Consider the following 12,711-nt stretch of genomic DNA (forward strand, 5'->3'; position numbering starts at 1 on the left):
CTGTCCAAATCCCCCTATCATCGTCGGCCATGACGACCCCGGTGCTTCCCCGGCGCCGCGTCGCCCTTGCCGGGCGGCTGCGGTCCTTCGGCGACGCCGTCGCGCTGCGGTGGGCGGGCCCGTCCGGGATGCAGGCGATGTCGTATGCCGTCCTCGCCGGTCGCGTCGACGAGCGCGCCTCTGCGCTCGGGCCGGATCCCCGGCTCGTGCTCCTCGAGGCCTCCAACGACGTCGAGTCCGTCGTCACCTTGCTCTCGGCGCTGGCCGGCGGTCACCCCGTCATCCTCACGGCACCCGGCGAGGGAGGGCTCGTCGACGCCTGGGACCCCGACGTCGTCGCGCGCGGCCCGCTCCTCGAGGCGCGCCGCCCCGGCAGTGCCCACGACCTGCACCCCGACCTCGCTCTCCTGCTCTCGACCTCGGGCAGCACCGGCTCGCCCAAGCTCGTCCGGCTCAGTGCCGCCAACATCGACTGCAACGCGGCCCAGATCGTCGACGCGCTCGGCCTGCGCGACGACGACGTCGCCGCGACGACCCTGCCGCTGCAGTACTGCTACGGGCTCTCGGTCCTGCTCAGCCACCTGTCCATCGGCGCGGGGGTGCTGCTCACCGACCTCTCCGTCGTCGACGCCTGCTTCTGGGAGGCGTTCGGCGAGGCCGGCGGGTCGACGCTCGCGGGCGTCCCCTACACCTTCGACCTCCTCGACGCCGTGGGCTTCGCGTCGATGTCGGTGCCGCGGCTGCGGCTGCTCACCCAGGCCGGCGGCCGCATGGACCCGGCCGCGGTGCGGCGCTGGGCCGCGCTCGGCGCCGAGCGGGGGTTCGACCTGCTCGTCATGTACGGGCAGACCGAGGCGACCGCCCGGATGGCAACTCTCCCAGCGCATCTCGCGGCCGAGAACCCGTCGAGCATCGGCGTCGCGGTGCGCGGCGGACGGTTCTCGCTCGCACCCGTCGAGGGCGCCGCGGTCGGCGTCGGCGAGCTCGTCTACGAAGGCGGCAACGTCATGATGGGCTACGCCACGACGCCCGGCGACCTCGCCCGCGGCGCCGAGGTGGGCCCGCTCCACACCGGCGACCTCGCGCGCTTCACCGCGGACGGGCTCGTCGAGATCGTGGGTCGTCGCAGCCGCTTCGCCAAGGTATGCGGGCTGCGGATCGACCTCGACCGGGTCGAGAGCGACCTCGGCGAGGGGGGCTGGCCGGCATACGTCATGGACGGCGGCGACCGGCTCCTCGTCGCGGTTGTCGGTCCCGAGGGCGGCGACCTCGCGGCCCTGCGCCGCGAGGTGAGCGAGCGGTATGCCGTCCCGCGCGCCGCCGTCGTCGTGACCGCGGTCGACGAGGTGCCGCGCACGCCGTCGGGCAAGGTCGACCGCCCTGGTCTGGCCACGCTCGTCGACGCCTTCGGCGAGGGCACCTGCCCCACCCCAGCGCGACTTATTGCCCCGGTGGGACACGTCTCGCCGGCCGAAGGCCTGCTTGGCGTGTCCCACCGGGGCAATAGGTCGGGGGACGAGGAGGAGGTGCGGGCGCTCTATGCCGAGCTGCTCGACCGGCCCGACGCCACGCTCGACGACTCTTTCGTCACCCTGCGCGGCGACTCGCTCTCCTACGTCGAGGCGTCGGTGCGGCTCGAGGGCCTGCTCGGCGCACTGCCGGAGTCGTGGCACGTCCTGCCCGTGCGCGAGCTGGCGCGGACCGAGACCCCGGCGAGCGGCCTTGCCGAGGACGGCGCGGCCCAGTCGTCGCGCGTGGCCCGCTGGCTGCGCTGGCGCTCGCTCGAGACCTCCGTCGTCCTGCGTGCCGTGGCCATCGCCGTCATCGTCCTCACCCACGCCGGTGTGCTGGACGTGCGCGGAGGGGCGCACGTCCTTCTCGCCGTCGCGGGTTTCGCCTTCGCCCGGTTCCAGCTCTCCGGCGGGCGGCGGTCCGAGCGCCTCGCCCACGTGGCCGAGTCGGTGACCCGCATCGCGCTGCCGAGTGCGGTGTGGCTCGGCGTGCTCACCCTCGTCGACGAGCGCTACTCGTGGTGGAACCCGGTGCTGCTCACCTCGGTCGGCGGCAGCAACGTCCACCCGCAGTGGCGCTACTGGTTCGTCGAGGCCGTCGTCCACATCCTCGTCGGCGTCACGGTGCTGCTCGCGGTGCCGGCCCTCGACCGGCTCGAGCGCACCCGGCCCTTCGTCGTGCCGATGGCCGTGGCCGTCGTCGCCCTCGTCTTCCGCTACGGCCTCGTCCCGGTCGGTGACCACCACGTCAACGGCCGCCCGGCCGTCGTCCTGTGGCTCTTCGCCCTCGGGTGGGCCATGGCCCGCGCGGAGGTGAGGTGGCAGCGGTGGCTGCTCACGGCATACGTGCTCACTGTCGTCCCGGGCTTCTTCGGTGACCTCGAGCGCAACGCGGTGCTGGGCGCAGGGCTGCTCGTGCTCCTGTGGGTGCGCTCGGTCCGGGTGCCGGCGTTCGTCGTGCCCGTGCTGCTGCCGGTGGCGTCGGCCTCGCTCTTCATCTACCTCGTCCAGTGGGAGGTCATGGGACGCGTCGGCTACTCGCTGCTCGGCGCGGCCGTCGCCACGCTCACCGGCTGGATCGCGTGGCGCGGGTCGAGCCCGATCGTCGAGCCGGTGGCGCGGTGGGTCGGGGCGCGGATGGCCGCCCTCGTGCCGTCGCGCGCCCACGCCGGCGACCGGGTGCTCAGCTGAGGATGTCCTGGCGCCGGAAGCGGCGGTAGCCGAGCGCGACGAAGAGCACGGCATACAGGACGGCCCACAGCACCCCATGGCGCAGGTCGGTCCAGTCGACCGGGCCGGAGACGAGCAGGTCGAGCCACGCTCGTGAGTAGTGCCCGGGCAGCGCCTTGCGCCAGTCGCCGAGGGCGTCGATCGAGTCGAGGATGCCGGCGACGATGAGCAGCATGAGCGCGCCGCCGACCGCGGCGAGCGGCGTCTGGCTGCGCACCCCGATCCAGAACGCGAAGGCGCCGATGGGCGCGACCATGACGAGGACGTAGCCAACCGCGACTGCCATGCGCGGCAGCCACTCGCCCCACGGGAGCTCGCCGCCGCCGAGGATCGTGAACGGCTCGGGCCCGTAGGCGATCGTGCCGACGGCGAGGGCCCAGAGCGGCAGCACGACGACGAGGGCCGCCGTCGACACGAAGCCGATGACGAGCTTGCTCGTGAGCAGCCGGGCACGCGTCACGGGCGCGGTGAGGAGGTAGCGCAGCGACGACCACGACGCCTCGGCCGGCACGGGGTCGCCGGCGAAGAGGGCGGCGACGATGAAGAGCAGCAGCTCGGCCGAGACGAGGAAGGCGAAGGTCGTGAAGTTCGGGCCACCGCTCGTCGCGAGGTCGACGAGCCGGACGCCGGGGTCACCGGGCCGGCCGGGGTCGTCGTCGAGCGAGAACGCCGCGACGAAGACGAGTGGCAGGACGAGGACGATGCCGACGACCCACAGCGTGCGGCGGCGTCCGAGCTGGCGGCGCAGCTCGGAGCGCCAGGACAGCGGCCGGCTCATCGGGCCCGCACCTGTCGCAGCCGCTCGACGACCGAGGTCTCGGAGGTCTCCTCGTCGTCCGGGCGGACCTGCGAGGCGGCGATCACTCCGAGGAAGACCTCCTCGAGGTGGCGCCGGCTGCCGACGCCGACGACCTCGGCGCCCGACGCGACGAGGTCGCGCACGACCTCCTCGCGCGGGCGCTCGGCGACCACGGTGAGCATCGGCTTGGACGGGTCGTCGATCACCTCGATCGACCGTATGCCGTCCGCCCCCGCGAGTGCCGCGCGCGCCGGGGCGAGGGAGGCGACCGAGGCGAGCTCGAAGACGGTCGTGTCGTCGCTGGAGAGCAGGTCGGCGACGGGACCGGTCGTGACGACCCGGCCGGCGTGCATGACGACGACGTGGGTGCAGGTCATCTCGACCTCCGCGAGCAGGTGGCTGGACACGACGACGGTGCGGCCGGACTCGGCATAGGAGCGCAGGATCGGTCGCATGGCCGCGATCTGGGGCGGGTCGAGTCCGTTGGTCGGCTCGTCGAGGAAGAGCACCTCGGGTTTGCCGAGCATGGCCTGAGCGATGCCGAGGCGCTGCTTCATGCCGTGGCTGTAGGTGCGGACCGGGCGGTCGAGGGCGCCGCCGAGGGCGGCGACCGAGAGCGCGTCGGCCATCTCGGCCTCCTCCGCCGGGCGTCCGGTGGCGGCCCAGTAGGCCTCGAGGTTCTGCCTGCCGGTGAGGTGTGGGAGGAAGCCCGGTCCCTCGACGAGCGCACCGACCCGGCCGAGGACGTCGGACCCGGGGTGGACCGGGCGTCCGAGGACGTGGACCGAGCCGGAGTCGGGCGTGATGAGGCCGAGCATCATCCGCATCGACGTGGTCTTGCCGGCGCCGTTGGGTCCGAGGAGCCCGACGACCTGGCCCTTCTCGGCCCGCCACGAGACGTCGTCGACGGCCTTGTGGCCGTCGGCATAGGTCTTCGTGAGGTTCTCGACGACGAGCGGCACGTCGGCCCAGTCGTCGCGCACGACCTCGCGCAGCCGGCGCCGGCGTCGCAGCAATGCGGAGACGGTGATCGCGGCGAGGAGGGCGGCGATGCCACCGGCCAGGGCGAGGGACTCGGTGTCGCGCTCGGTCGTCGCCGGGAGGAGCGTGCCCTCCGCCGTCGGGACGCTGAGGCTCGCGTCGGTGAGCTCGACCCGGTCCGCCCGGGCCTCGCGCGGCACGGTGAAGGAGCTGTCGGTCGAGGTGACGAGTACCCGCCAGCGGCTGCCGGCCGCCATCGACCACACGGAGGCGGGCAGCTCGACGGTGACGTCGGTCGGTCGGCCCGGTGTCGTCGCGACCCGGACCGGGGCGGTGAGCGCCCGGGGCTGGACGGCCTCGGACCCCTCGACCCGCCAGAGGGAGACGAAGAGGGTCGCCTCCGAGCCGGTGGAGGTGACGCCGAGGCGCAGTGTCGGGGCGCCGACCACGGTGAGGTTGCGCGACAACGGGACGCTCTCGAACGCCGCGGACATGCCGGGGAGGGCGGCGAGGCGGTAGGTCGGCAGCTCGAACGCACCGGCGCCGGGCAGGGACGTCATCGAGCTGGGCTGCCCGCCGGGCGGGGTGAGCAGGACCCCCGGCTCAGCCGGTCGACGCAGGGTCACGCCGGTCGGTGCGGAGCGCAGCCCGGGGTATCGGTCGAGCGTCGCCACGGGTGCCGTGTCGCTGCGGCGTGGCACCGGCAGCGAGAAGGTGAAGGCGGGGACGGGCAGCGGCGTCGTGCGCGTGCCCTCGAGGTAGGTGCGGATCCAGGTCCGCGCCGCCTCCTCGTCGAGGCCCGGGTTGGACGAGGCTCCGTCGTGACCGCCGTCGGTCCACCGCACGGCGTGCCGGGTGCCGGCCTGCGCGAGGCCCGCCGCGTTGGCGTCGGCCTGGTCGAGCCCGAAGAGGGTGTCGGACTCTCCCTGCACGAGGAGGGTCGGCGCCGTGACGCGGCCGATCGTCGAGCGAGGGCTGTTGCGGCGCAGGGTCGCGGTGAGCTCGGCGCTCGGGCGACCGGTCTCGGCGGCGGACTGGAGCTGGCGGCAGAGCGTGAGGTCGAAGCGGCCGCAGAGCAGCTGGCTCGGTGCCGTCGGCCCGTCCGTGCCCTGTGCCGGTGCGCTCGGAGCGGCCGGGCTCGGGGGAGATGGGCTCGGAGCAGCCGTGCTCACCGAGGGCTGGGACCGGGACGCGCCCGCAAGCCCCGAGGCGCCGCCGTCGAGCCCGCCGAGCGCCGACGAGAAGAACCGGGCGCCCCAGAGCTGCTTGTAGGGACCCGGTTCGGTGCTGCCGGCCGCCGCCTGCGGGAAGAGCGACTCCGACAGGTCGTTCCACGTGATGGCGGCGACCGTGGCATCGACCCGGGGGTCGTCCCCGGCGAGCATGAGCGCGAAGGCACCACCGTAGGAACCGCCCGCGACCGCGACGCGCGGGTCACCGGCGCCGTCCTGCCTGACCTCGGGTCGTGTGGCGAGCAGGTCGAGCAGCGCCGCGCCGTCGGCGATCTCGTGGTCCGGGGAGTTGAGGTGGATCCGTCCACCGGACCGCCCGAAGCCGCGGGCGGTGAAGGCGAGGACGACATGTCCGTCGGCCGCGTAGTCGCGGGCCTCGCGGTCGACGCTCTCCTTGCTGCCTCCGAAGCCGTGGGCGAGGAGGACGGCGGGCTTCGGGTCGTCACCGCCGGGGAGGTAGAGACGGGTGTCGAGCCGCACTGCCGTGCCATCCGGCTCGGGGCCCACGTCGACGAGCTGGTCGGTGGTCCGCACCCGGCTGTCGCTCTCGGCCGACGCGGGCGCTGCCGCGGCAACGGTGGACAGGACCACGACGACGGCAGCCAGCGACGGGACCAGTCGGGCCAGCCGGGCCGGGCGGAGAGGGACGGGCCGCTGCATGGCTCATCCTCTCCCGACGGGTCTCTGGCGCCGTGGCGTAGCGGCGCTCACCGGACGAACGGTTCACGACCCCCGGTGGTTCCGCGCCCGCGGAGCCAGCGGCTCCGCCCCCCGCAGCGACCGCCACCCACGCTGCCCCGGAACCGGTCGGGCCGGCCGTCCCGGGTGTTCGCGTCAGGCCTCGAGGGTGCGGTCGAAGAGCTCGCGGACCCCCTCGGGCAGCGCCGGCTCGGGGATCGTCACGTCGACGGGCGGCACGTCACAACTGACCCCGTAGCGGAACGCGTCGGGGATCATCCGCCCCTGGGCGAGCGCCATGAGGGTCGGGCTCGCGAGCAGCGTGCGCCACGCCGTCGCGTCGTCGTCGGGCAGCTCGTCTAGGCGCACGGTCCGCTCGCGCACCTGCCCGGCGAACCCGCCCGTCCGGCGCACCTGGACCAGCCCCGGCTCGCCACCCGCCGGAACGGGCGAAGGCTCCGGCTCGGGTGAGGGAGTCGGTGCAGGCGCAGGCGCGGGCTCTCGCTCGGACCCACCCCCGGCGGCACCGCCCGTCTCGTTCGTGACCCCCACCTGGGCCCATGCGTCCCGCACGGCGCGAGCCTCCTCCGAGTCCTCACCGTGAGCGGCGACGGCAGCCGCCTCGGTGAGTGCGGCGAAGGTCGCGAAGTCGCAGTCCGCCTTGATGTCACCGGTGATGACGGCATACCAGATCGCACCGGCACGCTCCCACGCATTGCCGCCGAGCGTGGTCGCGACGAGGTGGAAGGCGCGGTTGGGGATGCCGGAGTTGATGTGGACGCCGCCGTTGTCGTCGTCGGTGTCGACGAAGTCGCGCATGTGGCCCGGCTGAGGGTCCTTGCCCAGCCGCGGGTCGTCGTAGGCGGTGCCCGGCTCCTTCATCGAGCGCAGCGCGACGCCCTTGACGTCCGGGCCGAGCAGCTCGGCGCCGATGAGCCAGTCGGACTCCTCGGCGCTCTGGCCGAGCGCGCGCTGCTTGACGAGGATCCCGAAGACGTCGGAGACGTGCTCGTTAAGGGCGCCGGCCTGGTCCTGGTAGACGAGGCCGGACGTGTACTGCGTGACGCCGTGGGCCAGCTCGTGCCCGATGACGTCGAGGCTGCGGGTGAAGCCGAGGAGCACGACGCCGTCCCCGTCACCGAAGACCATCTGCGAGCCGTCCCAGAAGGCGTTGTCGTAGTTCGTGCCGTAGTGGACCGTCGCGACGAGCCCGAGCCCCCTGTCGTCGAGGCTGTTGCGGCCGTATGCCGCGTTCCACAGGTCCCACGTCGCCCCGAGCCCGTCATATGCCTCGTTGACGGCTGTGTCGTCGGTCGCCGGCTCGCCCTCGGCGCGCACCTTCTCGCCGGGAAGCGTCGTGCCGCCACCGGCGTCGTGGACGACGCGGTTGGGGGCCTCGGTCGTCGCGCGGTTGGCACGGCGGCTCACCCGCGCGCCGTCGGGACGGAGCGAGTGCTCGCGGGCGTGCTCCTCGTAGCGGAGCTGGTCGAGGCGCAAGGTCTCGCGAGCGCGCTCCTCGAGGTGCGGCTCACCCGAGCTCGCCAGTGCCTGGAGGAGGTAGGGCGGCACGATCCCGCAGCGTACGGCCGGACGGGGGTCGGTCGGGTGCGAGGTCTCGTGCGTCGTCGTCATGTCCCCATCCTGTGTCAGGGGTCCGACAGCCGCACGCCGAGCGCCCACCGCAGTCTGGGCCCGGCTCAGCCGTAGGTGTCGCGCGGGCCGCGGCCGTCCTGGACGCGACGCGCCCCGCGTGACCACGACGGCGCGCTCGGGCCGACGACCCGGATCTCGCTCACCGTCCCCTCGCCGACCTCGCGGGCGAGCGAGCCCATGAGGGTGTTGGACATGAGGCGCAGGTTCGTCGCCCACGCGGTCGAGTCGGCACGCACGGTGAGCACCGAGTCGACGAACTCGACGGGCTGGCAGTGCTGCGCGACCTCGGCGCCGACGATCGAGGGCCAGCGGCCGAGCACCGAGCCGACGGCGACGTCGACCTTCCAGCCGCGCTCGCTGACGAACGCGTCGAGCTCGTCGCCGAGCATCTGCGGGTCGCGGCCACCGCGCCGCCCCTCGCCGCCGCCGCCGACGACGTCCTTGAAGCGCCGCTTCGGCTTGACCCCGGGCCGCAGCCCGCGCGCCCGGGCCGCGGCGCGCGCCCTCGCGAGGGCGTCGGCCGGTGCCGAGAGGAAGGCGTCGTCGGTTTCACGTGAAACCTCCCCGCCGAAGGATGCTCCGGCCGGAACCGCACCTCCACCCGAGTTCGCCTGTCCCGCAACGGGACCCACGTCGTCACTCACGCGCGGTCACCTCACCCAGCGAGACGGCATACGTGCGTCCGCGGAGCCCGCCGGGCACGTCCGCCTCGACGGCCGCGGTGATGAGGACCTGCTCGCAGTCGGCGACCATCGCGGCGAGCCGCTCGCGCCGGCCCGCGTCGAGCTCGGCGAAGACGTCGTCGAGGATGAGGACCGGGTCGTCGCCGAGGTCGTGCCGCAGGAGGTGGTATGCCGCGAGCTTGAGTCCCAGCGCGAAGCTCCAGCTCTCGCCGTGGCTGGCGTAGCCCTTGGCCGGCAGCTCGCCGAGGGTGAGGACGACGTCGTCGCGGTGCGGGCCGACGAGGGTGACGCCGCGCTCGATCTCCTGGGCACGGACCTCGGCGAAGGACTCGAGCAGCTCGGCGTGCAGCTCCTCGAGCTCGGGCACCTCGCCCTCGGCGATCCGTGCGGCCATCGCCTCGCGCAGCGAGGAGCGGTAGGAGACCCGCGCGTCCGACTGCCCGGCGCTCACCTCGTCGTAGGCCTTGCCGAGCAGGGGACCGAGGTCGCGAAGCAGCCGCAGCCGGGCATAGAGCAGGGGAGCGGCGACCTGCGCGAGCTGCGTGTTCCACACGTCGAGGGTGTGCAGGGCACTCTCGCGCTCCGACGCGGTGTCGAGGCCCTCGACGGGACGTCGCTGCTTGCCGCGGCCACGCAGGACCGGCGCCGCCGACTTGAGCAGGGCGTTGCGCTGCTTGAGGATCCGGTCGTAGTCGCCCCGGGCGCCGGCCCAGCGCGGCTGGCGCGCGACGAGGAGGTCGTCGAGGAAGCGCCGACGCTCCGACGGGTCGCCCTTGACGAGCGCGAGGTCCTCCGGCGCGAAGAGCACCGTCCGCACCTGGCCGAGGACGTCGCGGGTGCGGGTGAGCGGCGACTTGTTGAGCCGGGCGCGGTTGGCCCGGCCCTGGTTGATCTCGAGCTCGACCATCGACTCGCGGCCCTCGCGCATGACGGCGCCGCGGATGACCGCCTGGGCCGCGCCGAACCGGACGAGCGGTGCATCGCTCGCCACGCGGTGCGACGACAGCGAGGCGAGGTAGCCGATCGCCTCGACGAGGTTGGTCTTGCCCTGCCCGTTGAGCCCGACGAAGGTCGTCACGCCGGGCTCGAGCGGGAGCTCGGCGCTCGGATAGCTCCGGAAGTCGCCGACGGTGAGGTGCCGGACGAACACCGGACCCGCTCAGGCCTTCTTGGAGGCGCGCTTCCGCGTCGACGCGGTGCCCGAGGTCGGGCCGCCGGGCGCGCCGGTCGCGCCCGATCCGGACGACGGGCCTGCCGCGGCGGCCTTGCGACCCTTGGACGCGGCCTTGGCGGCGCTCTTGGTCGGCTTCTCCTTGGCGGCGGCCTTGGCCTTGGCGGTCTCGGGCGCCTTGGGCCCCGCGGCCGCCTCCGAGCGGAGCTGCTCGCCCTCGGCGGTCGTCATGACCTGGTGGCCGCCGAACTGACCGCGCAGCGCCGCGACGGCCTGCATCGTCGGCGAGGACTGCTGGCGCGAGGCGAAGCGGGCGAAGAGCGAGGCCGAGATGACCGGCATGGGGACGGCGTTGGCGATGCCCTCCTCGACGGTCCAGCGGCCCTCACCCGAGTCGGCGGTGTAGTCGGAGACGTCGTCGAGCCCGGGGTTCTCCTCGAGCGCCTTGACCATGAGGTCGAGCAGCCAGGAGCGGACGACGGTGCCGCGGCTCCACGCCTTGAACGAGCCGGGGACGTCCTTGACGATGTCCTTCTTGGCGAGCAGCTCGTAGCCCTCGGCGTAGGCGTGCATGAGGCCGTACTCGATGCCGTTGTGGACCATCTTGACGTAGTGCCCGGCGCCGATGTCGCCGGCGTGGACGAAGCCCTCGTCGCGCGGCCCCTCGGGACGCAGCGCGTCGAAGATCGGCATCGCCTTGGCGACGTTGGCCTTGGTGCCGCCGACCATGAGGCCGTAGCCGTTCTCGAGGCCCCAGATGCCACCGGACACACCGCAGTCGAGGTAGCCGATGCCCTTGGCCTTGAGCAGCTTCTCGTTCTCGATGTCGTCGGTGAAGCGGCTGTTGCCGCCGTCGATGACGAGGTCGCCCTTGTCGAGCAGCTCACCGAGCTTGGCGACGGTCTCGCGGGTGGGGTCGCCGTGGGGGACCATGACCCAGACCGTGCGCGGGGCCTCGAGCTTCTTGACCATCGCCGCGAGCGACCGGACGTCCGACACGTCGGGGTTGCGGTCGTAGCCCACGACCTCGTGGCCCGCGCGACGGATGCGCTCGCGCATGTTGCCGCCCATCTTGCCCAGGCCGATGAGTCCGAGTTGCATTGCCAACCCCTTCAGGTGGGAGACGGTCGAGTGTTCGTCAGGCTACGCCCGCTCAGCTCGCGAAGCGCACCGGCATGATGACGTAGCGGTAGCTCGTGTCCGCCTCGCCGTCGGCCTCGGCCTGTCCGCTGAGGACGGCGGGGCGCGAGGGCTGGGTGAACGAGAGCCGGCTGAAGTCGGTGCCCACGGCGCCGAGGCCGTCGAGCAGGAAGCCCGGGTTGAAGGCGACCTCGATGTCGGGACCGGTGAGCGTGGCCTCGACGGCCTCGCTCGCCTGGGCGTCCTCGCCGGTGCCGGCCTCGATCGCGACCTGGCCCTCGGTGAAGCGCAGGCGGACCGGGGTGTTGCGCTCGGCGACGAGGGCGACGCGCTTGACGGCCTCGACGAGCTCGGCGGTGTTGATGACGGCCTCGGTCTCGGACGTCGACGGGAAGATCGAGCTCACCTTGGGGTACTCGCCGTCGAGCAGGCGGGTCGTCGTGCGGCGCGAGCCGGCCTCGAAGCCGACGAGCCCGTCGCCACCGGCGGCCGAGCCGAGCGCGACGTCGATGGAGCCGCTGGCCCCGAGCGACCGGGCCGTGTCGGCGAGGGTGCGCGCCGGGACGAGCACGACGTGGCTCGCGGCGCTGTCGGCGGGGTTCCACGTGAGCTCGCGCATCGCGAGGCGGTAGCGGTCGGTCGCGAGGAGCGTCATCTTGTCGCCCTCGATCTCGACGCGCACGCCGGTGAGGATCGGCAGGGTGTCGCCGCGGTCGGCCGCGACCGACACCTGGCTCACGGCCTGGGTGAAGACGTGACCGTCGATCGACCCGCTGGGCTCGGGCGAGGCCGGGAGGGTCGGGTAGTCGTCCGAGGGCATCTGGAGCAGGCTGAACCGGCTCGAGCCACACGTCACCTGGACCTTGGAGCCCTGCACCTCGACGTCGACCGGCTTGTTCGGCAGGTTGCGCGAGATGTCCGCGAGGAGGCGGCCGAGGACGAGCACGGTCCCGGGCTCGCTCACCTCGGCGGGCACGGTGAGCCGGGCGGACACCTCGTAGTCGAACGCCGAGAGCGTCACGGTGCCCTCGTCACTGGCCTCGAGGAGGATGCCGGCGAGCACCGGGACCGGCGGCCGCGCCGGAAGTCCGCGGGCTACCCAGGTGACCGCCTCGGCCAGGACCTCACGCTCGACGCGGAACTTCACGGCATACCGACCTCACTGTGGGGGTGCCTCGCGGCGCCCGACGGACAACGACAAGAAGTCCGCGCACGTCGGGGAGCCCGGGCGCGCGGGAACCACGACATTAGTGCACGAACGAGCGCACGGTCACCCGTGCCGGGAATTGTCATTTCGCGGGCTCGGGTCGTAGGGGTCCACAAGCAGGTTCTCGGGGCTGGACAGGAGATTGAGGGATCTCGTCAGGGTTGTAGGAGGTGTGGATCCTGTGGACAGACCTCCGTTTGCGCAGGTCAGCGGCTCATGGCGGCCGTGGATGACCCGTGGACGCCGTGTGGAAGTCGGCCGGTCGCCTGTGCACGCCCCGTATGCCGTCCGCCCCCGTCCACGGCCGCGTCACCTGTCGTCCACCTCGCTGCGGCGGTTGTCCACAGTTGTCCACAGGTCTTGGGGATGGCCGGGCTCGTGCCGCCGTCCCCAGCACCATCCACAGGCATGGTTGTCCACAGAGTT

8 protein-coding genes are annotated in these 12,711 nt (G+C 73.2%); 1 reads left to right on the forward strand and 7 read right to left on the reverse strand.

From position 1 onward, the window contains the following. Nucleotides 1-29: 29 nt before the first annotated feature. Nucleotides 30-2,702, forward strand: coding sequence for an AMP-binding protein (locus tag N798_RS03830; RefSeq protein WP_052116887.1), 2,673 nt, complete (start codon nucleotides 30-32; stop codon nucleotides 2,700-2,702). Here N798_RS03830 and N798_RS03835 read toward each other — a convergent pair. The 7 genes from N798_RS03835 to dnaN all read right to left on the reverse strand — a co-directional run bounded on the left by N798_RS03835 (nucleotide 2,695) and on the right by dnaN (nucleotide 12,225). Beyond that, the gene (locus N798_RS03835) at nucleotides 2,695-3,519 is read right to left on the reverse strand and encodes an ABC transporter permease (protein WP_035946386.1); all 825 of its coding nucleotides are present in this window, start codon (nucleotides 3,517-3,519) and stop codon (nucleotides 2,695-2,697) included. The two genes, N798_RS03830 and N798_RS03835, sit on opposite strands and share 8 nt — an antisense overlap. Continuing rightward, nucleotides 3,516-6,413 carry an alpha/beta fold hydrolase gene (locus N798_RS03840; protein WP_035946388.1) on the reverse strand — a complete coding sequence of 966 codons (2,898 nt, stop codon included), beginning with the start codon at nucleotides 6,411-6,413 and terminating at the stop codon, nucleotides 3,516-3,518. The genes N798_RS03835 and N798_RS03840 overlap by 4 nt, the downstream gene beginning before the upstream one ends. 174 nt (nucleotides 6,414-6,587) lie before the next feature. Further along, on the reverse strand, nucleotides 6,588-8,063 hold the full coding sequence (locus N798_RS03845) for a protealysin inhibitor emfourin (RefSeq protein WP_035946389.1): 1,476 nt from the start codon (nucleotides 8,061-8,063) through the stop codon (nucleotides 6,588-6,590). A 65-nt stretch (nucleotides 8,064-8,128) separates the two neighbouring features. Continuing rightward, nucleotides 8,129-8,728 carry a DciA family protein gene (locus N798_RS03850; RefSeq protein WP_035946390.1) on the reverse strand — a complete coding sequence of 200 codons (600 nt, stop codon included), beginning with the start codon at nucleotides 8,726-8,728 and terminating at the stop codon, nucleotides 8,129-8,131. Next, on the reverse strand, nucleotides 8,721-9,917 hold the full coding sequence (gene recF / locus N798_RS03855; RefSeq protein WP_035946391.1) for a DNA replication/repair protein RecF: 1,197 nt from the start codon (nucleotides 9,915-9,917) through the stop codon (nucleotides 8,721-8,723). The genes N798_RS03850 and recF overlap by 8 nt, the downstream gene beginning before the upstream one ends. Before the next feature lie 9 nt (nucleotides 9,918-9,926). After that, complete coding sequence (gnd, locus tag N798_RS03860) at nucleotides 9,927-11,039, reverse strand: phosphogluconate dehydrogenase (NAD(+)-dependent, decarboxylating) (RefSeq protein WP_035946393.1); 1,113 nt, start codon at nucleotides 11,037-11,039, stop codon at nucleotides 9,927-9,929. A gap of 52 nt (nucleotides 11,040-11,091) precedes the next feature. After that, nucleotides 11,092-12,225, reverse strand: coding sequence for a DNA polymerase III subunit beta (dnaN, locus tag N798_RS03865; RefSeq protein WP_035946394.1), 1,134 nt, complete (start codon nucleotides 12,223-12,225; stop codon nucleotides 11,092-11,094). Nucleotides 12,226-12,711 lie beyond the last annotated feature (486 nt).

The organism is Knoellia flava TL1 (genome assembly GCF_000768675.1).
Taxonomy (GTDB): Bacteria; Actinomycetota; Actinomycetes; order Actinomycetales; family Dermatophilaceae; genus Knoellia; species Knoellia flava.